Annotated in this window: 22 protein-coding genes and 1 pseudogene; 10 read left to right on the top strand and 13 right to left on the bottom strand. The window is 58.6% G+C overall.

The window, feature by feature from the left end:
• Positions 1–71 precede the first annotated feature (71 nt).
• The 4 genes from BUB78_RS09035 to BUB78_RS09020 form a co-directional block, all read right to left on the bottom strand.
• Positions 72–1,013 carry an ABC transporter substrate-binding protein gene (locus BUB78_RS09035; RefSeq protein ID WP_073197286.1) on the bottom strand — a complete coding sequence of 314 codons (942 nt, stop codon included), beginning with the start codon at positions 1,011–1,013 and terminating at the stop codon, positions 72–74.
• Positions 1,014–1,205: 192 nt separating this feature from the next.
• The gene (locus BUB78_RS09030; protein WP_245813426.1) at positions 1,206–1,415 is read right to left on the bottom strand and encodes a type I restriction enzyme endonuclease domain-containing protein; all 210 of its coding nucleotides are present in this window, start codon (positions 1,413–1,415) and stop codon (positions 1,206–1,208) included.
• Positions 1,416–1,579: 164 nt separating this feature from the next.
• Positions 1,580–2,500, bottom strand: a complete 921-nt coding sequence (locus BUB78_RS09025; RefSeq protein ID WP_245813424.1) for a LysR family transcriptional regulator — start codon at positions 2,498–2,500, stop codon at positions 1,580–1,582.
• Positions 2,501–2,591: 91 nt separating this feature from the next.
• Entirely contained in the window at positions 2,592–3,716 is a 1,125-nt protein-coding gene (locus BUB78_RS09020; protein WP_073197281.1) for a zinc-dependent alcohol dehydrogenase family protein, read from the bottom strand.
• A 375-nt stretch (positions 3,717–4,091) separates the two neighbouring features.
• On the opposite strand from BUB78_RS09020, the gene BUB78_RS09015 reads away from it, so the two are divergent.
• From BUB78_RS09015 to BUB78_RS08985, 7 genes are all read left to right on the top strand, one after another.
• On the top strand, positions 4,092–5,363 hold the full coding sequence (locus tag BUB78_RS09015; protein WP_245813423.1) for an ABC transporter substrate-binding protein: 1,272 nt from the start codon (positions 4,092–4,094) through the stop codon (positions 5,361–5,363).
• Between the two features lie 121 nt (positions 5,364–5,484).
• Positions 5,485–6,390: a branched-chain amino acid ABC transporter permease gene (locus tag BUB78_RS09010; RefSeq protein ID WP_073197275.1), complete on the top strand. Its 906-nt coding sequence runs from the start codon at positions 5,485–5,487 to the stop codon at positions 6,388–6,390.
• Between the two features lie 14 nt (positions 6,391–6,404).
• Entirely contained in the window at positions 6,405–7,361 is a 957-nt protein-coding gene (locus BUB78_RS09005) for a branched-chain amino acid ABC transporter permease (RefSeq protein WP_073197273.1), read from the top strand.
• On the top strand, positions 7,358–8,104 hold the full coding sequence (locus tag BUB78_RS09000; RefSeq protein ID WP_073197271.1) for an ABC transporter ATP-binding protein: 747 nt from the start codon (positions 7,358–7,360) through the stop codon (positions 8,102–8,104). The genes BUB78_RS09005 and BUB78_RS09000 overlap by 4 nt, the downstream gene beginning before the upstream one ends.
• Positions 8,104–8,784, top strand: a complete 681-nt coding sequence (locus tag BUB78_RS08995) for an ABC transporter ATP-binding protein (protein ID WP_073197270.1) — start codon at positions 8,104–8,106, stop codon at positions 8,782–8,784. The genes BUB78_RS09000 and BUB78_RS08995 overlap by 1 nt, the downstream gene beginning before the upstream one ends.
• Positions 8,784–10,235 (top strand): aldehyde dehydrogenase family protein, encoded by a 1,452-nt coding sequence (locus tag BUB78_RS08990; protein WP_073197499.1) that lies wholly within the window; start codon positions 8,784–8,786, stop codon positions 10,233–10,235. Before BUB78_RS08995 ends, BUB78_RS08990 begins: the two co-directional genes overlap by 1 nt.
• A 10-nt stretch (positions 10,236–10,245) precedes the next feature.
• On the top strand, positions 10,246–10,995 hold the full coding sequence (locus BUB78_RS08985; protein ID WP_073197497.1) for an SDR family oxidoreductase: 750 nt from the start codon (positions 10,246–10,248) through the stop codon (positions 10,993–10,995).
• A gap of 22 nt (positions 10,996–11,017) precedes the next feature.
• Here BUB78_RS08985 and BUB78_RS08980 read toward each other — a convergent pair whose 3' ends face one another.
• Complete coding sequence (locus BUB78_RS08980) at positions 11,018–12,508, bottom strand: fumarate hydratase (protein WP_073197268.1); 1,491 nt, start codon at positions 12,506–12,508, stop codon at positions 11,018–11,020.
• A complete protein-coding gene (locus BUB78_RS08975; protein WP_073197266.1) occupies positions 12,505–13,290 on the bottom strand; it encodes an HpcH/HpaI aldolase/citrate lyase family protein in 786 nt (261 codons plus the stop codon). Before BUB78_RS08975 ends, BUB78_RS08980 begins: the two co-directional genes overlap by 4 nt.
• Before the next feature lie 196 nt (positions 13,291–13,486).
• Between BUB78_RS08975 and BUB78_RS08970 the strand changes: the two genes are divergently transcribed.
• Together BUB78_RS08970 and BUB78_RS08965 are read left to right on the top strand one after the other, a co-directional pair.
• Complete coding sequence (locus tag BUB78_RS08970; RefSeq protein ID WP_073197264.1) at positions 13,487–14,611, top strand: CaiB/BaiF CoA transferase family protein; 1,125 nt, start codon at positions 13,487–13,489, stop codon at positions 14,609–14,611.
• A 192-nt stretch (positions 14,612–14,803) separates the two neighbouring features.
• Positions 14,804–14,950, top strand: a pseudogene (locus BUB78_RS08965) (transposase); the annotation flags it as partial.
• Positions 14,951–15,074: 124 nt separating this feature from the next.
• Here BUB78_RS08965 and BUB78_RS08960 read toward each other — a convergent pair.
• The 7 genes from BUB78_RS08960 to BUB78_RS08930 all read right to left on the bottom strand — a co-directional run bounded on the left by BUB78_RS08960 (position 15,075) and on the right by BUB78_RS08930 (position 21,059).
• Positions 15,075–15,272 (bottom strand): hypothetical protein, encoded by a 198-nt coding sequence (locus BUB78_RS08960; RefSeq protein WP_073197260.1) that lies wholly within the window; start codon positions 15,270–15,272, stop codon positions 15,075–15,077.
• A 68-nt stretch (positions 15,273–15,340) separates the two neighbouring features.
• Positions 15,341–15,703 (bottom strand): terminase small subunit, encoded by a 363-nt coding sequence (locus BUB78_RS21555; protein ID WP_073197258.1) that lies wholly within the window; start codon positions 15,701–15,703, stop codon positions 15,341–15,343.
• 1,013 nt (positions 15,704–16,716) lie between these two features.
• On the bottom strand, positions 16,717–18,093 hold the full coding sequence (locus BUB78_RS08950; protein WP_170865046.1) for a DUF3987 domain-containing protein: 1,377 nt from the start codon (positions 18,091–18,093) through the stop codon (positions 16,717–16,719).
• A 106-nt stretch (positions 18,094–18,199) separates the two neighbouring features.
• On the bottom strand, positions 18,200–18,898 hold the full coding sequence (locus tag BUB78_RS21550; RefSeq protein WP_425442166.1) for a DUF7146 domain-containing protein: 699 nt from the start codon (positions 18,896–18,898) through the stop codon (positions 18,200–18,202).
• Between the two features lie 297 nt (positions 18,899–19,195).
• Positions 19,196–19,384, bottom strand: a complete 189-nt coding sequence (locus BUB78_RS08940) for a helix-turn-helix transcriptional regulator (protein ID WP_073197252.1) — start codon at positions 19,382–19,384, stop codon at positions 19,196–19,198.
• 84 nt (positions 19,385–19,468) lie between these two features.
• Positions 19,469–20,062 carry a hypothetical protein gene (locus tag BUB78_RS08935; protein ID WP_139279299.1) on the bottom strand — a complete coding sequence of 198 codons (594 nt, stop codon included), beginning with the start codon at positions 20,060–20,062 and terminating at the stop codon, positions 19,469–19,471.
• Between the two features lie 373 nt (positions 20,063–20,435).
• Positions 20,436–21,059, bottom strand: a complete 624-nt coding sequence (locus tag BUB78_RS08930) for a dienelactone hydrolase family protein (RefSeq protein ID WP_073197248.1) — start codon at positions 21,057–21,059, stop codon at positions 20,436–20,438.
• A gap of 581 nt (positions 21,060–21,640) precedes the next feature.
• On the opposite strand from BUB78_RS08930, the gene BUB78_RS08925 reads away from it, so the two are divergent.
• Positions 21,641–22,287: helix-turn-helix domain-containing protein (locus tag BUB78_RS08925; RefSeq protein ID WP_170865045.1), on the top strand; the 647-nt coding region annotated here is incomplete at its 3' end.

Below are 22,287 nucleotides of genomic sequence, written 5' to 3'. Positions count from 1 at the left end.
CAAACCGGGCGCTAAAACGAAAACGGCCGCGCAATGATATGCGCGGCCGATGTCTTTTGCGATCTCGGGGTTTACTGAGTGGCGGTGTCGACGATGGAGCGCCAGCTTTCTTCGTTGGCAGCGATCCAATCGGCAGCCACATCGGCCACCGGGCGGCCATCACGCTCGACTTCGACCATCAGCGCCTGCTGTTGCTCGTTGCTGATCTGATAGGCTTCGAGGATTTTGTAGGCGGCGGGCCATGTGCGCTTGAAGTCCTTGACGACGGCCTTGACCACCTCGGTGCTGACGAAATCGCAATCCCCAACCTCGTTCGGGTTCGCGCCCCATGCCGGGTTCTCATGGCACTCGGCCTCGCCTGCGGGCATTTCGACAAAGCGCAGGTCATAAGCGGCAACGGCCCAATGCGGGCTCCAGAATGTCGCCAGAATCGGCGTTTCATTCTTGCTGGCGTTGACCAGAGCATCGACAAGCGCCTCTTCCGAGGCTGCAGGAGTGGCGGTAAAGGGCAAATCGAACGCCGTCATCAAATCGGCGCCGGGGCCTTCCCAATCTTCGGGGTAGTCGAGCAATTCCGCCGCGCCATTGGTGGCAAAGGCATCGGCGCAGCTGCGCAGCGCTTCCCAATTGGGCAGGCCGGGGCATTTTGCCTCCATATGGGCGGGATAGGCCAGACCCTCTTTCGGGGAAATGCCAAGGTCGCCGATCTCGACGATATCCTTCGAGCGCAGGTAATCGGTAAAGCGGATCACCGCCGTGGCCCGCCAGATTTCAAGCGCGCCGTCGACGTTGTCCTTGATCATTTCGCGGAACATCGCGTCGTATTCGACAGGCACATATTCAACTTTGTAGCCAGCGGCCTCAAGCATATCTCCTGCGATATGGGTGGTGATCTGTTGCCCGGTCCAATCATTGATCGCCAGTTTGATCGCCTTGTCGGTAGCGCCCAATTCAACCGCAAAGGCGGGCAGGGCAAGGCCGGTAAGGGCAATCGCTAGACAGGTGGATTTCATTATACGCTCCAAATAAAGTTATAAATAACTGTTAATAAAAGATATTAATTTTTACCCTTAACGCAACCCGCCCAAAAACCCGCCATCTGGATTGCGCTTGCGTGCTACGGATTACGACACGTTTACGTATGCCATTAAACGATTCACCATCACCCGAGCAACTGCCAATGAGCCAGAATCACTCAGATGTGACTATGTGATTTCCCTTAGCAATGTTTCGACCTGCTCCAAAACTGTTTGGACGGCCTCAAGTGAAAGATCGGGCGGATAGCCGTATTTCTTGAGAATGCCTTTTACCAAAATGCGCATCCGTGCCCGGGCGCTCTCTTTCTTGTGCCAGTCGACAGTAGCATTTTTGCGCACCTGCTCCAGCAGCTCATGAGCGATGAGGCGAGCGGTCATTCGCTGCATCCACGAACTGAACCTATGTCGGAGCTGGAAGCTGTCATTCGACCGGCGTGATTACAGGATACCTTATGCGTGGTCGCATGACCGTGATGCCGCTATAGGGTCTGGTTGGTCTGTCTTACCCAAACTAGGCACAGACTCATCGGTTACCACTTGCGCTATGCCTCCAACTCGCCTTCCCAGATGCCGCGCCGGACCAGATCCCGCGCGACGTCCAGCGTCACTTGGGCGATGGCGCGGCAGGCCCGGCTGCTTTTGCGAGCGGGGTTACTAGCCAGATAGACGGGGCGCACCATGTCCGGATCGCATATCGGCGATTTGACGAGATCGCCACGCGTGGCGAAATCATGTGCAGCGGCGGGGGCAAAGATGGCATAGCCTGATCCGCGCGCGACCAACTCCTTAATCTGGGTCATCGCGTCCATTTCGACCGTCACGTTCAGCTTTACACCGCGCGGTTGGGCGTAATCCTCGATCGTCTTTCGCAGGCCGTGCAACGGACTGGGAAGGATCAGCTCCAGCTTTTGCAGGTCGCGCAGGCGCACCGGCGTTCCGGGGGGCGTATCCAAGGGCCATGCATCCGGGGCAGAAAAAAAGAACAAACGCTCATTCAGGACATGGATTGTACGGAAATGATCGGCCCTCGCCAAGTCGTAGATAAAACCGATATCGACTGTCCCGTCATCGATCCACGTCTTGATGTAGCCACTCATCGCTTCGATCGCGCGCAGACGAAGATCCGGGAATTCGACGCGCACAGTTTCGGCCAGAGGCACGGACATGACCATCGAAACGGATGACGGCATCCCAAAGCTGACCTTGCCACGCAGGGCACCACCGGCCTCGCGCATTTCGTCGAGGCAGTTCTCGAATGCGGCGCAGACTATCCGCGCATGTTTGAGAAAGAGGGTGCCGTCGTCGGTCAGGACCGTGCCGCGCGGGCTCCGCTCGACCAGGCGCACGCCAAGTTCCTCTTCCATGCGCACGACATTCTGCGACAGAGAGGGTTGGGCCACACCCAGAGTATTGGCAGCCACCGAGAGAGACGGTGACTCGGAAATCGCGATGAAGTATCGCATTTGACGGATGTCCATAGGCGAGCCTTTGCGCAGAATGGGTTCAGCTAGAAGGCCCGCCTATGGGAATGTCAAGTTGGCGCATGGGCGGACCCTAGTCGAATTCAACGATCTGGCGGATCGCGGTACCATCATTCAGCCGGTCCATTGCAAGGTTTATATCGTCCAGCCTGACCCGGTGGCTGAGCATCTTTTCCACCGGCAGTTTGCCCAGTTCGTAGAGGGCGAACATGCGCGGCAGATCGCGTTGTGGCACGCAGGACCCGATATAGCTGCCTTTCAGGGTGCGTTCTTCGGCCACCAGTTTTAGCGCGGGCAGGGCCATACGCTGATCTGGGTGAGGCAGGCCCGCGGTCACGGTCAGGCCGCCACGCCGGGTGATCTCATACGCCGTCTCGAGCGCCTTGACCGAACCCGCGAGTTCGATGGCGCAGTCGACGCCGCCATTGGTCAGATCGCGCACGGCCTGAATTGTATTCTCATCTGCCGTGATGCAGTCGGTCGCGCCCATGGAACGCGCGGCGTCCATCTTGGCAGCGAAAGGGTCGATGGCAATGATGCGCCCCGCGCCCGCCGCCGCCGCACCAAGGACTGCGGCAAGGCCGACGCCGCCCAGCCCGATGACCGCGACGCTCTGGCCGGGGAGAATGCGTGCGGTATTGAACACAGCGCCTGCGCCAGTCAGCATCGCGCAGGAAAACAGGGCCGAAACACTAGCGGGCAGTTTATGATCCACCTTCACCAGCGAGCGGCGGTCCATCACCGCATGGGTGGCGAATGCCGACACGCCAACATGGTGATTGATCGGCTGGCCATTCATCGAAAGGCGCCGCGCAGCTGTCATCAACTCGCCCGCGCCATGATGCTTGGCCGCGCGCTCGCACAGGGCCGGGCGGCCCTCGGCGCAGGGATTGCAGTTGCGGCAGCCGGGGGCGAAAATGCACACGACATGATCGCCCGGTTCCAGATCATCAACGCCCTCGCCGACTTCCTCGACATAGCCTGACGCTTCGTGCCCAAGCACCATCGGCAGAGGACGGGGGCGGGTTCCGTTGATCACGGACAAATCCGAATGACATACACCGGCAGCGGCCACGCGGATCAACACCTCGCCGCGTCCCGGTGGGGCGAGGTCGATTTCGCGCACCTCCAGCGGGCTCTCTTTGGCAAAGTTCGATGTAATTCCGTCGCGCATCAGCACGGCTGCGGTGATTTTCATGTGGTCTCTCCCATATCGCGTCCGACGCGTGATCCGGTGCCGGATTAGAATATACATGCTTTCAACAAGTGTACTGCAAAAGGGTTCTCCGCTCCGCGGACTATAGGCGTGCGCTATGGCGGGCTAAGGCACAAACTATTAGTCGCGGCCCTCCGATCATGCGTATGCTATGGTATATTCTGCGTAATCCAAAGTGTTTCATGACTTTAGGGAGGACGATTGATCATCATCTGATCCATGCGCTCATCAAGGGTATGGTAGAGAAGATCATCAATCCGATCGAGACAAACGGATCGAAAATCAGGCCAGCCCGCCTGACGGAATGGCCAATAAACTTAAGCTAACAGGGGAGAGACACCAATGAAGAAACTACTGATGGCAACCGCAACATGCGCGTTGATGCCGCTTGCGGCACTTGCACAGGACAAGCCCGAGACGCTCAAGGTGGGCGTGACCGCGTTCCTGACCGGCCCCGCTTCGGTATTTGGCGTGCCCGCTAAGGACGCGGCCGAGATCATGGCCGAGGATATCAATGCCAATGGCGGCATCCAGGGCGTTCCGCTCGAGCTGACGTTCATCGACGAGGGCGCCGGTGCCGAGGTGCTGACCACCGAATACCGCCGCATGGTCGAAAATGGCGCGGATGCGATGTTGGCCTCGATATCGTCGGGAAATTGCAAGACGATTGCGCCGCTGGCCGAGGATCTCAAGGTGATCAACATCATGTGGGATTGCGGTACGCAAAAGATTTTCGAGGCCGAGAAGTACAACTATGTCTTCCGCAGTCAGGCCCATGCCGGCACCGAGATGCTGGCCACTGTCGCCTATCTGCTCAAGGTCGCGCCCGACTTCAAAACCATCGCCGTCGTCAATCAGGACTATGCTTGGGGCCGCGACAGCTGGGACATCTTCAGCGCCGCACTGAAGGCGCTGCGACCGGATGTCGAAGTTGTCGGCGAATTCTTCCCGAAATTCGGCTCGCCCGACTTTTCGACCGAGATTTCTCGTCTTCAGGCGCTGCAACCGGATATCATCCTGTCGACGTCCTGGGGTGGCGACCTGGACACCTTCGTCCAGCAGGCCTCGCAGCGCGGCCTGACCAATACTTCGACCTTCGTTCTGCCGCTGGCCGAAAGTTCGCTTGAGCGTCTGGGCAGCAGCCTGCCATCGGGCCACATAATTGGCGCGCGCGGCGATCACTACTGGAACCACCCCGAACGGCGCGATGATGCAGACTTCCAGGCGTTTATGGCCAAGTTCGAGGCAAAGACTAGCGCCAAGGCGATCTATCCCGTCTTTCACATGAGCCAAGGCCTCGCCGCATTGCAGGCCGCCTACGATAAGGCCGCCGAGGCGAATAGCGGCAACTGGCCAACCGAGGATCAGGTTATCGCGGCTTTCGAAGGGTTGGAGTTCCAGGGTTTGGGCCGTCCGGTGTCGCTGCGCTCGGATCATCAGGGCATTGAGGCCCAGCTTCTTGGCATGTCTGTGCAAGGCGGTGATCTTCCGTTTGCCACGCTTGAGAATATTATGATCTTCGACGGTGCCGAACTGACGGCGCCAGTGGGCGAGGAATCAGTCGCTTGGGTGAGCTCGCTCAAGCCGGGCTGGGTTGATACCCTGACCGTCGACATATACGAGAACTGATCTCGCCACGTGCAATGCCGGGGCCTCCGCTGGTCGGAGGCCCCGTTTGCGCCGCCGCCTGACCTTTTCCTGCGGCGCGCGTCAAGACAGAACCTGCCGCCATGAAACAGTGTGGATCCAAATGAATCTGACTTTGTTCCTGCTCGCCTTGTTCGACGGCATCGCCTATGCGGCGCTCGTCTTTATCGTCGCCGTCGGCCTAACGCTGATCTTTGGGGTAATGCGCATACTGAACGTTGCGCATGGCTCTCTCTATGCAATGGGGGCTTATCTGACCGCCTCGCTTACCACTTTCATCGTGTCAGCCGGATTGCCGCCTATCTTTGCCTTTCCGTGCATGCTGGTTTCGGCTGTCCTGATCGGCGCTGTGATCGGCGGTCCGCTGGAATGGCTGCTTCTACGGCGCATCTATCATAAGCCCGAGGTGTTACAGTTATTGGTCACTTTCGCTATCTTCATGATCCTCGAGGATGTCCAGCGCCTCGTCTGGGGCACGCAGCCTATTTTTCAGTCCACGGCACTGCAACTCTTGGGCAATGTGCGGGTGTTTTCCGTTAACTACACTGTCTATCAGCTCATCCTTTTGCCAATCGTAGCGGTCGTACTGCTCTTAGGGTTGCGCTTTTTCCTCCGTCGTACGGTGGCGGGCAAGGTGATCCTGGCCACTACAGAAGACCGCGAGGCGGCGCAGGCCATTGGCATCGACGCCGACAAGGTGTTCCTTCTGACCTTTATCGTGGGGGCTGGGCTTGCGGGCCTTGGCGGCGCTCTGGCCTCGCCCACCACATCTATTCTGCCTGGCATCGGGGCAGACATGATCGTGCTGTCCTTCGCCGTGGTCGCGACCGCCGGTCTGGGTCAGATCGAAGGCGCGGCGCTAACCGCCCTTATGATCGGCCTTGGCCGGTCCTTTGCTGTCTATGTATGGCCTGAAACGCAGGTGCTTGTCCCATATGTGATCATGGTTGCCGTGCTTCTGGTTCGCCCCGAAGGCCTCTTTGGCAGCCCGTCGGCGCGCAAAATCTGAGGAGGGATAAGTATATGTCTATCCGTATCATAATCCCCATCATTCTTCTGGCCCTGCTGGCGCTGGTGCCGTTCGCGACACCCGGCCTGCAAGTATTGCTGACGCTGGCCCTCGCCAAGGGCATTGCCGTCATGGGCATCACCGTTCTGTTGCGCAGCGGTCAGGTGTCCTTTGGTCACGCGCTCTACTTTGCCATTGCGGCCTATGGCGGTGCGTTCACGCTGATGCTTTTGCCGGGGGCCGATCTGGTTGTCGTGCTGTTGCTTGGCATTATCGCTGCCGCCCTATCGGGCGTCATCGTTGGCCTCTTTGTGACGCGCTACCGCTTTATATTCTTCGCGATGCTGAACCTTGCATTCTCGATGATCTTTTGGTCTATCCTCGAGAAATTCTATCACTATACGGGCGGTGCAGATGGCATGCGCCTGCCGCGGCCTACGGTCCTGTGGATGGAGCTTGAGCGGGGCGCATACGAGTTGGTCATGTTTTACCTTGCGCTGGTGTTGGCGCTTGGCCTTGGCTGGTTCTCGATGCGCTGGCTTGAATCGCCCAGCGGGCAGCTTTTCCGCACACTCAAGACAAATGAGACCCGGCTGCAATATCTGGGCATGTCGCCCCAGCGTGTCATGCTGACGGGCTATGTGCTGTCGGCCTTTCTGTGCGGCGTTGGCGGTATCATCATGGGGTTGGTGCAGGGTGTCGTCACGCCTGAATATGCGTTTTGGGTCCGCTCGGGCGAGATGGTGTTCATCGCCGTTCTCGGTGGTGCAGGCTCGGTGCCGGGCGCGCTTGTGGGCGCGGCAATCTATGAGATCGTGCGCACGTATGCCTCGGCCTTCGCTGGCGATATCTGGCAGATGGTGCTGGGTATCTTCTTGCTGGTCATCATCCTGTTCGCGCCCGGAGGCATCGCCGGCATCTACAACGGCCTGATGGACCGCGCCGCGGGTAAGAAGGAGGAGGGCGAATGACCCATCTGTTGGAAACCAAGGGACTTGAGATCCGCTTTGGCGGGGTCGTCGCCGCAGATAACGTCACACTACAAATTGATGCCGGTAAGAACCTTGCTATCATCGGCCCCAATGGTGCGGGCAAGACTACGTTTCTTAACATTTGCACCGGCTGGATCAAACCCGCCAAGGGGAAGGTCTATTTCGAGGGCCGCGACGTCACGCCGATGTCACCCCGCGACATCACGCGCCTCGGTGTTGCCCGCGCGTTCCAGATCCCACAGCTCTTTACCGAGCATACAGCTCTGGAGAACCTGCTGATCGCCGTCGCCGCTCGCGATCGGCTGAAAAACCCGATCCGTGCGCTCAATGATGTCGCCCAATGCACTGAAATGATGCATCTGCTGGAGATGATCAACTGCGCCGACGTCGCCCACCAGCAGGTGGATGAGCTTTCAGAGGGTCAGCGCAAGCTGATCGACATCGCGGTCGCACTGGCGCTCAAGCCGCGGCTTTTGTTGATGGACGAGCCGACATCGGGCGTCGCGAGTTCGGAAAAGTTCGAGGTGATGGAGATTTTGGTCAGGGCCTTGACCGAGGCAGAAGTGACCGCCGTCTTTGTCGAGCATGACATGGGCATCGTCGAGAAATACGCCGACGAGGTTGCCGTCTGGAACATGGGCAAGATCGAAATGCGCGGAACACCGCAAGAGATTCTGGAGCATCCCGATGTAATCCGTGACGTTATCGGAGAGGTGGTCTGATGTTGAGCTTTCACAATGCGAACGCGGCGATCGGGAATATCCCTATTTTGCGCGGTCTGGATTTCACTATTCCCGCATCTGGCACGGTTGCCCTGATCGGACGCAATGGCGCAGGCAAGACGACTCTGCTGCGCTCGGTGATGGGATTTACCAACGTTAGCGGCGAAATCCGCTTCGACGGACAAGACATATCCGAGATGACCCCGGCCAAGCGTCCTGGCCTTGGTATTGGCTATGCGCCGGAGGATCGCCGCCTTTTCTCGGCCTTCACGGTCGAGGAAAATATCCTGCTGCCTGCGCAGGTCGCCCGGCTTGACATCGCCACGACGCAATCACGTCTCGACCGGGTCTATCATATCCTTCCCGAACTGCGCGAGATGGCAGACCGCCCTGCCGGCAACGTGTCGGGCGGGCAGGGCAAGATGGTGGCCCTCGGGCGTGCGCTGATGCTGGGAACCAAGCTGATCATGCTGGACGAGCCGTTTCAGGGCCTCGCCCCGGCACTGGCCAAGCGATATGCCGATGCGCTTCGCGATCTGCGCGACACCGACAGGAATGTCACCCTGATCATCACTGAATCGAACCCAGAATTGCTGCGCGGTTTTGCCAGCCATACGTTCGTCATCGAACGCGGCGCCGTGGCCGAGGGGTCGCTTGACCAAAAGAAGGAGTCGGCATGATGTCGAACGAGATGACCCTGCCCAAACCGTTTAACCTTATCGGCGGCAAATGGATGCCTGCCGCCTCTGGCGATGTGATGGATGTCCGCTCGCCAATTGACGGCGAGGTATTTACCACGATTGCGGCCTCTCAAGCCGCTGACGTGAATTCCGCCGTTCAGTCCGCCCGCGCGGCATTTGATCACGGCGAATGGGGTCGGCTGACCGCCGCTGAACGCGGTCGACTGATGCAGAAAATGAGCCTGCGTATTCTGGATGAGGCCGAAGCACTGGCGCAGCTGGAGAGCCGGGACAACGGCAAGCCGCTAAAACAAGCGCGCGCCGACATGGTCGCCGCTGCGCGCTATTTCGAATTCTACGGCGGCGCAGCCGACAAGGTGCATGGCGAGGTGATCCCCTTCCTGGAGGGCTATAACGTGCAGGTCGTGCGCGAGCCTTATGGCGTCATAGGCTGTATCATTCCGTGGAACTATCCGTCGCAAATGTTCGCACGCTCCCTTGCGCCGGCGCTGGCAATGGGAAATTCTACAGTGCTGAAACCGGCCGAGGATGCGTGCCTGTCTTGCCTGCGCCTCGCAGAGCTGGCGGGCGAGGTCGGGTTTCCCGATGGCGCGATCAACGTGGTAACGGGGCGCGGTGATGTTGCGGGCAAGGCGCTGTCAGAACATCCGGGCCTTGATTTCATCGCCTTCACCGGCTCGCCCGAGGTCGGGCAGATGATCCAGATCGCGGCGGCGAAAAACTACATCACCTGTACACTGGAGCTGGGCGGAAAATCCCCTCAGATCGTGTTCGAAGATGCCGATATCGAGGCCGCGCTGCCTTTTCTCGTTGGCGGGGTCATCACCAATGGCGGTCAGACATGCTCGGCCGGCAGCCGCATCCTGATTCAGGAGGGAATCTATGACAAGGTCGTAGCGGGCCTCAAACAGCGTTTTGAGGCCATTGAGGCGTCCGACTACGTAGAAGAGGCGGCGTTGGGTCCGTTGATATCGGCCCGGCAGAAAAAGCGTGTCGAGGCCTATATAGACGAGGCCAACGCGCCGCTGATTGCGCGCGGCACCGTGCGCCCGGGTGCACCTGAGGGTGGCTATTATGTTGCGCCCGCGCTATTTGGCCCGGTCGATCCGCAATCGAAAATCGCTCAAGAAGAGGTTTTTGGTCCCGTGCTTTGTGCCATGACTTTCAAGGATGAGGCGGATGCGATCCGTATCGCCAATGATACAGATTATGGCCTAATGGCCTCGGTCTGGACGCGCGATGGCGCGCGCCAACAGCGCGTTGCCAAAAGGCTGCGCGGGGGGCAGGTCTATATAAACGGGTTTGGCGCCGGGGGCGGGATCGAATTGCCCTTCGGGGGCGTGCGCAAGTCGGGCCATGGCCGCGAAAAGGGCTTTGCGGCCTTGTTGGAATTTTCGCATATCAAGACAATCATTAACAAGCATGACTGAGGATTCGAGTATGAGACTGAAGGGTAAGACAGCACTGGTGACGGGGGCAGCCTCAGGCTTTGGCAAGGGGATCGCAGAGCTGTTCGTTGCCGAAGGCGCCAAAGTGGCGATCGTCGACCTGAACGAAGATGGTGCGAAGGCCGTGGCCGATGGCCTCGGCGATGCGACTATCGCAATCTGCTGCGACGTGTCGGACGGCGCGCAGGTGGCAAATGCGGTCGCGAAAACAACCGAGGCATTCGGCAGTCTGGACATCGTGGTTAACAACGCCGGCTGGACCAACGCCAACAGCCCCCTGATGGAAACCGACGAGGCGACATTCCGTAAGATTTACGACGTAAACGTGCTGTCGATCTTTCATATGACCAAGACCTGCGTGCCGATGTGGCGAGCCCAGGGGGGCGGCGTGATGATCAATATAGGGTCGACCGCCGGCATTCGTCCACGCCCGGGGCTGACGTGGTACAACTCGTCTAAGGGCGCGGTGAACCTGATGACCAAGTCGCTCGCGGTCGAGCTAGCGCCGGACAACGTCCGCGTCAACTGTGTGGCGCCGGTGATGGGCGCGACCGGCCTTCTGGAGCAGTTCATGGGCATGCCCGACACACCCGAGAACCGCGCGAAATTCATCGCGACGATCCCGATGGGGCGCCTGAGCGAGGCGCGCGACATCGCAAATGCAACGCTTTATCTGGCCTCTGACGATGCCGATTTCATCACTGGTGTAGTGCTTGAGGTCGATGGCGGGCGCACGATCTGATCTCTGCTGAGCGCAGGTAAAGTCAGGCTCGTGCCCATTGGCGCGGGCCTGTTTCGTGGATCGAGTTGCCTTGTGTATCGACAGCGACGGTTACTGGCATATCTTCGACCGTGAATTCGCGGATAGCCTCCATGCCGAGATCGTCATAAGCCACGATCCGAGAGGCCTTGATCGCCTGTGACACCAGATAGGCCGCGCCACCCACTGCAATCAGGTAGACCGCGCCATGGCGGCGGATAGCCTTTATGACCTCGGCGCCGCGCTCGGCCTTGCCGATCATCACCTTGAGGCCCGTCGCTTCCAGAACCTCTTCGGTAAACTTGTCCATGCGGGTGGATGTGGTGGGACCAGCAGGGCCTATAACCTCTCCGGGAATGGCATCCACCGGGCCCACGTAATAAAGCGCGCGGCCCTTTAGGTTGACAGGCAATGCGCTACCGGCGCGCAGGGTTTCGACCATGCGCTTATGCGCGGCGTCGCGCCCGGTAAAGAGCTTGCCGGATAACAGCAGCGTCTCGCCCGGCTTCAGGCTGCCCAAGACGTCGTCGCCCAGATGATCCAGGCACAGGCGTCGCCCAATCGGGCCATTGCCCTCGATTTTCGGCCAAAGCGATAGGTCAGGCGCGGTAAAATTGGCGGGTCCGTCGCCCGTCAGGGTGAACTGCACATGGCGCGTCGCGGCGCAATTAGGAATCAGAGCGACAGGCATCGAGGCGGCATGGGTCGGATAGGTCGCGATCTTTACGTCCAGAGCGGTTGTGATGCCGCCCAAACCCTGCGCCCCGATGCCAAGGGCGTTGACCCGGTCGAGGATGTCCAGCCGCATCTCTTCGATCCTGTTTTGTGGTCCGCGCGCGCGCAGATCGGTGATGTCTATCGGCTCGTTCAATACGGCTTTGGCCATTGCCATCGCCTTGTCCACGCTGCCGCCGACGCCGATGCCAAGCATGCCGGGCGGGCACCAGCCTGCGCCCATTTGCGCTACGCGCTCGACCACCCAATCGGCGAGGTTGGCCGATGGGTTCAGCACGGCGAACTGGGTCTTGTTCTCCGACCCGCCGCCCTTGGAGGAGACTGTCACATGCACGTTGCGACCGGCAACCAGCGTGGTTTGGATCATCGCAGGGGTGTTGTCACCGCTGTTGCGTCGGGTGTCTAGCGGATCGACCACGACCGAGGCGCGCAGCGGGTTCGTTTCCAGCGCCCACGCCCGGCGCACGGCGTCGTCGATCATCTCCTGCAACGGGCGGGTCCAATCGGTCTGCGCCTCGACGCCCACCTCGACAAAGACATTGGCAATGCCCGTGTCCTGACAGATCGGGCGATGACCAACGGCGCACATGCGCGAATTCACCAAGATCTGGGCGATGGCGGCCTTGGCAGACGGGCTTTGCTCGCGTGCATGTGCCTCTGCCATTGCGGTGATGAAGTCGGGCGGGTGGTAATAGGATATGTATTGCAGGGCGTTCGCGATACTGTCTATCAGGTGGGATTCAAGGATGCGTCGGCTCATGCTAGTCCCTCGGCGCGGGCGACCAGCGCCTTGGCGCGGACAATTACCGGCGCGTCGACCATGGCGTCGTCTATCTGTACCGCCGCGCCGCCCTTGGCTGCGTCAAGAACGCGTCGCGCCCATGAGAGCTCGTCCGGCGAGGGGGCAAAGCCACGCCGCGCCGCGGTCAACTGCGCGGGGTGGATGATAAGCTTGCCACCCATGCCCAATTCGACGGCGTGGCGGCAGTCATCTTCGATCAGGGCATCATTATGGATGGCGGTCGTCACCCCGTCCAACGGGGCAGGTTGACCTGCCAGTCGCGCGGCCAGCACCAGCGCCGAGCGCGCGCTCAGAAGCGATTGCCGGGTGTGGCCCATACCCAGATCGGCGGCATAGTCGATGGATCCAAAGGCCAGCCGAAACGACGCGTCTGCAATCTCGTTGAGCTGCTCTATACCGCGCGCGGTTTCGACCAGAGCTATCACCGGCGTGAGCGTGGCGCTGGCGACATTTGCACAGGCAGCTGCGCTTTCGGCCTTGGCCAGCATGATGGCGCTTAAGGGCAGGTTGGCGGCAATGTCCAGATCGGCCTCGTGCCATTTGGTCCTGACGGCATTGATACGCAGGACAATAGCGCAGGTCACTCCCTGCAACGCATCGGTCAAGCCTGCGCGCGCGCTCTCGCGGGCGCTTGGCGCTACCGCATCCTCCAGATCGACGATAATGGCGTCGGCGCCTGCGGCAGCCGCCTTTGCCACGCGTTCGGGCCGGTCAGCGGGCACAAAAAGGGGCAGGTTCATCTGGACTGGCAGGGTAGGCATGGGAATACTCCGGCAATCGGGCGTTACGTTATAGTACATGGCGTAGCGTCATCCGGCCAGCAACCTTGCCTGGCGGGCATAGCCCAGGCCTATGACACTCCTTGCGCAGGACTATTTCCGGACGGCCCCGCGATAAGGCATCATCGGGGCTGGCATTGGACAGGCGGATAATGGAATGGCGGATGATCTTGCAGGAGTGACGGTGCTTTCGGTCGAACAGGCAGTGGCTGCGCCCTATTTGTCCGGTCGTCTTGCCGAGGCGGGCGCGCGGGTGATAAAGGTGGAGCGTCCAGAGGGCGATTTTGCCCGCGATTATGACCACCTTGTAAACGGTGAAAGTGCGTATTTCGTATGGCTGAACCGGGGCAAAGAATCGGTCTGCCTTGATCTGCGTGATCCGGGAGATCACGCGCTGATGGGGCGGATGCTGGCCAAGGCAGATGTGTTTATTCAGAACCTTGCGCCCGGTGCCGTCGCACGTCTGGGCTTTGATCAGAGCGAACTGCGCAAACGCTATCCGCGTCTGATCACGGTCTCGATTTCCGGCTATGGCGAAGACGGCCCTTGGAAGGATCTCAAGGCATATGATCTTCTGGTGCAGGCCGAAAGCGGGCTGTCGCAGATCACCGGCACTGAGGACCGGCTTACCCGCGTAGGCGTGTCGGTCTGCGATATCGCAGCAGGCATGACAGCCTATCAGGCGGTGCTTCAGGCATTGATCGGTCGGGGCATTACCGGGCAGGGGCGGCACCTTTCGATCTCGCTGTTTCATGCGTTGACCGACTGGATGAACGTGCCCTATCTGCAATATGTATACGGTGGCAAAGAGCCTGTGCGCAACGGTCTGCATCATCCGACAATTGCGCCTTATGGCGCCTATACCGGCGCCGACGGGAAGGATGTGCTGATTTCGATCCAGAATGATCGCGAATGGCGCGTGTTCTGCGCAGATATTCTCGGCCTGCCTGATCTCGCCGGGGATGAGCGTTTTGATACCAATTCGCACCGTGTTGAGCATCGCGCCGCATTGGACGCGGTGTTACGCCCGATCTTCAGCAGCATGCCCCGCGACGAGATGGCCAAGCGGCTCGAATCTGCGCGTATCGCCTATGGCCGCGTCAGCACGATGGACGATCTGGCCAGCCATCCGCAGAACCGCTATGTTGAGGTGGACACCCACTCTGGCCCTGTGCGCATGTTGGCACCTGGCGCGCTTGCCGATGGTGTGGTGGAGCAGCCCGGAGCTGTGCCCGTTCTGGGCCAGCATACCGATGCCGTGCGCACCGAATTTGCGGGCTGACGGGGTATTGTAATTTGTGGACGGCTCCTATTTTTTAGAGGAATTATTTTGCGGTACGTATAGAAGTATGTTGCGGTCATTTGTCCAGCCTTTGTGGGCTGTGCATCCGATCGCTGTGCGGGACGAAGGTGGATCTGTCGCGGTTTGAGGCCGCGCCTTTGATAGTATTTACTGCGACAAAGAAGACAAACTATGGGACTGAAACGGACGGACGAATTCCGCCAAGATGCGGTGCGGATCGCGTTGAAAAGTGGGCTGATGCGTAAGCAGTTGGCGTCAGATTTAGGCGTCGGGTTGTCGACGCTGAACAAATGGATCACGATGCATCAAGACGCAGACGCAACCTTAGGCTACCAGAATCTCGTCTGACTTCGCCTTTTCAGTTCTTCAAATTGCGCGCACATAGGGGGTGGTGGTGTAGCACCTGATTGATGGTAGTTTGCTTCACCCCGCTTGGTCGCCATCAGTCGCCGTGTTCAACAAGTCGCGCGGCGTTCTTGGCCATGTAACCGGGATCGAGAGGCGGCGAGCTGGCATTGATCCGGCGCGCGGCATCAAGAAGCTCCTGCGAGGCTGTCAGCTCCAGCTTGTCGTTGTAGAAGCCCAAAATGCGCGCGAGCTGGTCGAGAGCCTTGCCCCGGTCAGCGATTTTGATTTCCACGCCCTCTTTCGTCTGCTTGGCACCGTCATACAGCGGGTGAGACAGAGCTAGGCGCGTGTCTGAGACATCTAGGGTAGGCTGACCTGCACCAGATCGTTCACGTCGCCTGTGACTGTGCGCCAGAGGCGGTCGGCAATCTGATCCTGCTCGATTTGCAGTCGTTCTGCGCATTCTTTCTGGAGCTTCTGTATGAGCCGCTGAATGTGAGTATTTGTGAGGAGGTCGTATGCCTGCTCTCTGGCCGTGTTCGCACTGTAGCCTGCGTCCCTTGCGGGCCTAGCCCCATTGTGATGCACGACATAGGACCGGCAGAAGTGTTCTTGCTGTTTTGTGAGGCCTGTGGGCGCCTTTTGAGCCGCCTTTCCGGCGGGCGCTTTTCGTGTTTGCTTTTTGGCTGGGGCCTTTTTTGGGGCCGCTGGTTTTCTCGCCATCCTGCTCGCTCACCAGAAAAAGTATGCAATAGGCAATAATATATCACATGATGGGACAATACGTCGAGACCCACAATATCTTGTGTCGGCTGGCCTATTTTGTGGGCCGTCTAGGTTGCCTTCTAATCTTCAAAAATTTCAAATTTTCAAATCTCCCCAGCGGTGGGTTAGGGGGGATATATATGGTTATGGTTGGCAGAACTTTGCCAGCGTTTTGCCATGGCAAACGGGCGGTTTTTCCAGACTAACATTGTTTGTTGTCAATGACTTACAGGACATTAGCGAACATCATTTGTTGCACGTAGCGAACATCATTTGCGTACACTTAAACGACCGCTATCGAACACTCTAACGACAACTTCGGATATTTCGGGCCTGTGTGTGTTTGAGCTTGACCCGCCTGATATTTTATTGCGTTTTGCAATTAAACCAAACGATACAGCAGCGATTATAGGACTTGTTAGAAGACAAAGCCCTATCAACCAATCGCCCCTGTAAAGGTATAATCCTGTGAAAACCTTTAGATCGCACCAAACGGTTGATTGAACATCAAAGATCCGCGCCACACCGTCAGTTCTAGCGATGAGTTTAACGATTGTCTGACGTCAGACACCAATCACCAAGGCATCAATATTGGTAACCAAGGATTGCCGCCTGTCACGCTTCGTCCTCCCATGCGCGCTTGATGCCGCACCAACGCCGTCCACCGGGTCCATTGCGTTCCCAGTGTGTCAGTCGGCGCCACTCCTGGAGCGATACAACGCGACCCGTCCAAGTGAGCGGCCTGCCCGCGACTGAAACACCATGTGGGAAAGCCTCTGTCTCTGCACTCTCGGCCTGAGTGACTTTTGCTGCTGTGGTCTCGTTTGCCTCAGACAAAACTGACAAAACTGACAAAACGTCATTTTTGGTAGTATCCTCCCCCTTATCTTTCTGCCTTGGGTTGGGTTTTGTCGGTTCTGTCAGTTTTGTCTCGGCCTCGCTTGCGCGCTTCGCGGCTGCCAGCCATTGTGTCATTTTCCGCCCCCATGAAGCGCCGGGTTCACAAGAAAGAGCCGCTGCGGTCTGCCGCCTTGCGGGGGGGCTGGCTGGGAAATGGCGCGGATACAATCATCCTCTTCCAGCATTGCCAGCGCCGGGTCGATTTCCGCTATCTTTTGTAGTCCCAAGCGATCGAGGCGCTGCACGTCACGCGACGTGAACCGCGCCCAACCTTTTTCCCGAATGCTTGCGACGATGCGACGTGCCGCGCGTTCGTCTTTGGACACCGCTGCGTCGGCATATGCCCGGCGCGCCATGGGCACGAAGTAGGCTTCAACAAGATGAGCTGCGCGCCCGAAATTCTCGACCGTGATTTCGTGAGGCTCCTCAGCCCCTTCGGCAGCCCAGTCGAGATAGGCCAAAACCAGCGCCAGCCGTGCAGCCAGTCCGGGCAACTTGCCAAGGAAGGACAGCATCAGCCCTTCGGCTTGTTGCTCCCAGCCTCGCGCCGCAGCCCGGAAATCATCCATCAGGTTTTGCGCGCCATCCGTGAAATGCAGGAAGCGTGGATTTGTCTCGCCCATTTCATCGGCCACAAAATCAAGCGTCAGAAGGCGCTCCAGTGTGGTTTCCATTAAACTTTCATCGACCCAGATAGCTGGACGGCGCAATGGCGCAGGGTCTGGCCAGATGGGGAGAAAGCGCGCCAAAAGCCCGTCATCAGCCGACTTGAACAAGAGGCCTTTCAGCCGGTCGGGTTGGATGCCCCCCATCACGCCAATGCTGAGCCGGTCAATTGTCAGCGGTTCACGGCCCATGCGTTCGACCGTGAAACCGCGGCCACCATAGGCTTCCAACCAAAATGGACGATCCGAGCCGCCACCGGAATAACGCTGCATCCCTTCCAGAAAACCGGCCAGTTCGTCACGCATTTGCAGGGTGCCGCGTGGTTGCTGCGCCAGTATCGCGCCCAAGCGTTCAATAGTGGCGTCGTTCACCACCAGCCGGGGGGTATGCGGTGCCGGACCAGGGTCGCAGCCCTCTGGCCTGTCTGGCGGCGTAACGCCATCCTTGATCGCTTTTTTCACAGAGTCTTTCCACGCCTGTTCGCGCAGCGTGGCAACTTCGGCCTTTTCATCCCATGTCTTGTGCTTTGCTTCTGCCGCCTCGCGCAACGGGCGTTCGGCTTGTCGCAATGGCTGCAACATTGCGTCAATTCCCGGGCTTTTTCCGGCGCTGGGCAGGCCGATGCATATGGTCCAGATGACAGGCGGTTCGACCCAGCCCTTCCAGGGGGAAACCCAGCGGGTGTTGCCGATGATTGATGCTACTACTGTCAGCAGCGCCCCGAACACGTAGTCAGGTGGAGCACTCTTGGCTTCGGCGGCATTCAATACCCAATGTGCCATACGGGGCCCCAACACCTCTTGCAGAGGCAAGGCCGGGGCGGGGGGCAAATTGGAACGCAGAAGGCGCGGTGCAGGGTCGGGCCATTCAGGCTTGAATGGGATTGGTTCAGGAGCGGTCATGCAACTCGCCTTCCATTTTCAGAATATCGTTCCAGTCGCGGCCATCAGGGATGGGCAAAAGTGAAACCTGCCAGCCGAGGGCCTGCGCGCGCTCGGCCAGAGCATGGGCCGCGATCCGGCCCGGTTCATCGCCATCGGGGGCGATGGTCAGCCGCCCCGGTCGAGACGGAAGTCGCATCCCGCGAATGCCAGACGTCGAAAGCGCCGCCCAGATAGTCGCGGGGTAGCGCAGAAGTCCGCTTGCAAGGCTCAGAGCGGTTTCGATGCCCTCAGCCACTACAAGCGGCCCTGGCGCATCCGTGAGCCTCACGGCACCGCCAGCGACAGCTCCCAGCATGGCTTTGGCGGGTTCAACCGCCGCTTTGCCCGTACCATCAGAGCGCAGGTAGGTGCGGTGCACAGCTACTCGCTTGCAGCCTTCCACCCGTGCCACCATCGCGGGCAAACGCTTTGCGCTCGGGCCGTGCCAGCATTCCGGATGAAACCGTAGCACATCCGGAAGTTGGCAGACGATTCCACGTGAACGCAAATAGGTTTCGGCGATGGTGCCGTTAATCGGCAGCGCCTTACGCCACAGCCCAAGAGCTTGACCTTCACGCTTGACGGCCTTGGTTTCCTCTGTGGCACGGATTTTTGCCAGATTTGTGGTGCTTGGCGGAGTGTAGTTTCCGCTGCCCTCCACCATACCTGAGCCACGTAGGGCCCCCAGTATAGCCAAGAAGGCACAGCCAGCATGGCAGTGGGCCAGAAAGCGTCCGTCCTCGGCTTCTCTGATGCTTAGGGCTGGAGTGCGGGTATTACGATGAGCTGGGCAGAAGGCCACACCATAGCGGCCATACCAGTGTCCATTTAATGCGCGGGTAATTCGTTCAGCTTCAGTCACGGTTTTTCCTCTTTGATTGCGCCAGAGGACGGGAAAGGCTATCGTGAATTTGTTAGAAACAGATGCCTTAGCCCCGTCCAGAAATGGCGGGGCTTTTTCTTAGGCGACGCTGGAAGCCTTGTTGGCTTCCCACGTTTCAAGTTCAGACAGTTTCCAGCGCGTGCAGCCTGGCGACAGCTTCACTGGCTTGGGGAAAGTCTCGTCGTCGTTGTACCAGCGCCAAGGCGTTGTGCGATGGACGCCATAGCGGGCTGAAAGCTGAAGGTCGGACAGGTAGGTCTCGGGCATTACAATTCACTCCAATCGGTTGCGATTGAAGCCAACGTAAAACCCACTTTTGACGCTGTCGTTTGTAGTATCTACGACCTGTTTTTACACACGCTCGAGAGAATTGAATCCCGACAAGTCCTTTCGACGGCCCCAGATTTTTATTATCGACTCGTAGCTGTCGGGCTGAAGCCTAGACAACTGCAGACCGTCTGCGACCGCATTGCACGCGCTTTGCCCATGCTCACGTCGGCCGCTTGTCGGGCTGAGATTGGTTGCCTCCATGACATCTTTGATCAGCTGAACAATTAGCCTGTCACGCTTTTCAGTTGCCGATTTATATTTCCCATTCAGTTTCGGGCGTTTCAATTTACCGACAAGGACATCTGCGACCCAGTCGCGCAGCGCATAAGGAACCGCTTTGCCTAGCCTTATTTCCTCTGACACCAAATGAAGTGCAGCATCGAAACTGATGGGATCCGTTTCGACTTCATCAATAAGGGCTAATGCTGCTTTTTGAGCGTCAGGCTCAAACAAATAACCATAACTTTCGCCGCTGCGAAGTAAGCGACCAGACATGACCTGATCGGTAATATCAACCGCTGGCCCTTCTACGGGACAAAGCCAGATTGTTTTTAGAATTTGGCCTCGACTGATCCATCTTTGACGCGCGAGTTCCGCATGGGGTGCATCAGCCATCGCAAAAGCCGTGGCCCATTCATCTCGGATTGAACCACAACCCTTCCCGCAAAATGGCTTTCCTTGGCAAAAGCATTCGCAACCCGGATTCCACCCGATCTCATGGATAACGAACTCGACTGCGCACCGATAGCATTGCTGGTTTGATTGGCCGCAAGCACATTGAGAAAAGCGCGCCATTACCGCGGACTGATCGGCAAACTCGACAGGAGGGCAGTCGCTATTTCATATTTTACGCTAATTGTGCAATCTATAGTCATCTAGTCGCGCCCTTCTGTCCGTCGTTAGCCACATCGGATACCAGCTTGGCCTTTGCACGATTGCCTGATTGTGAAGGAATCTGACTATCAGGAGGCAGCAGAAACCATCAAATCTATATTTTCTTTTCGGGGTCCGTCCAGTCATCATCGGCACCGATCTGGATCAGGACTGGTATCCTCGGCAAGTAGTTGTCCATGCGGCTCAGGACGTCATTGCACAGGGGATAATATCCGACAGCCGTGCGGAAATCGGGCCCATCCAGCGCGGTGGCGGCGCTGGCACCATCTCTGACTGTCCAGAGCAAGCTGATCGCCCCGTTCGACCAGCCCATGATGGCGATTTTGTCGTCGATCACATCGGATCGCTCCTGCAAGAACTGGAGCCCGCCTATCGCATCCCAAGGCCGCTCAGCACGGGCGAGGACCGGGCGGTCTCTCTCCTGGCACAAGGAGCCTGCGCCCCGCGGTGTGTAGCTATCGACCGCAAGGACGACATAGCCGCCATCGGTCAGAATATCCGCCCATGCCTTATCATGGGCCGCCAGTTCGTCCGCCCCCTCAACTAGACCGAAGCAGCTATGCATCATCACGACGGCGGCATGCGGCCCGTCATCCTCGGGCGTTGCCAACCATCCGCGGATGATCGTGCCGTCGGCGGACCAAAACTCCTCCCACGCTCCACTCGCCCAAGCTTGTGGTGCAAGGAACAACCAGACCAGGATTACAAGACAGCGCATGCTCCGAAGCATAGATCAGCTATAGAGAGCTGGCAACAATGGTGGCGGACGTACCGTCACCCAGCAATTTCGAGTACAAAGCACCCAACATCGGGGATCATTAGATTGGCTGGGATAGACTGGTAGAATTGGCTTTAGCTCAAGCGCGATTAAGGGGAGTTATAGGCTGAGAGTGGCGCGCGGTCGAATTTGGCTGAGTGTCCACAAAGGGCTCGGAGCTGCCTTGCGGCGATGCAGCGGGTCGAGTTTGGACTGCGTTCCGGAAGCAGACATTCCTGAGGCGCAGATAATTCACCCGTTTCAGCAGGTTGTATTGATAGTTGGACATTCAACAGTCTGAAGCGGTCGTTGGTCAGCTTGAGGCGGAACGGCGGCCTCGAGCCCTTAGCGGAAGTGCTCCTGCGCTGACGCTCGCAAGTGCAGAAATGCGGTCGCCTAAAATCGTTAGCTGCGCCGCAGAACGAAAAGCGGCCGTTCATCCACAGCGCAGCAAGTTTATTGAAGCCGATGACCGAGTTGCGGGGCGGTTTCAACGGGTCGATGCAACACTTTAATCTTTTGAGAGAGATGGAGTGATCATCATGAAGTATCGTCGCCGCATATTCTTCACGGACAAACAGAAGTCAGATATCTGGGATCGCTGGCAACGCGGAGAGTCGATGAGTTCGATTGGGCGGCTGTTTGATCGCGAGTCGTCTTCGATCTATCCGCTCCTTGCTCGCAGTGGCGGCATTCGCCCGCCGGACCGCGTCCGGTCCCGGCTTGCTCTGACACTTGCCGAGCGAGAGGAGATATCCAGAGGCTTGCGTGCGCAGGCCTCCCTGCGTTCAATTGCCCAAGCATTAAAGCGACCTGCATCCACAATCAGTCGCGAGGTCAGGCGTAATGGTGGCGCCAAACTTTACCGTGCAGCGCCCTCAGATGCCGCGGCCTGGGACCGTGCCCACCGCCCAAAGCCCTGCAAGTTGGCAGGCAAAGTCTATCTCTGTCGGGCGATATCAGCCAAGCTGACGCGCAAATGGTCCCCGCAACAAATTGCAGGCTGGTTGATGCGCAAACATCCTGATGAGGAAGATAAACGGGTCTCACATGAGACGATCTATCGAAGCCTGTTTATCCAGACGCGTGGCGTACTTAAGAAGGAGTTGCTGGCACATCTGCGGGCGACACGGTCCATTCGCCGATCCCGTCACGCCACATTGAAGCGTAGCGGACTGGGACGGTTCAA

It is taken from the genome of Roseovarius marisflavi, from assembly GCF_900142625.1.
GTDB lineage: Bacteria > Pseudomonadota > Alphaproteobacteria > Rhodobacterales > Rhodobacteraceae > Roseovarius > Roseovarius marisflavi.
The sequence above is the reverse complement of the archived record's forward strand: the minus strand, read 5'-3'. Positions and strand labels throughout refer to the sequence as shown.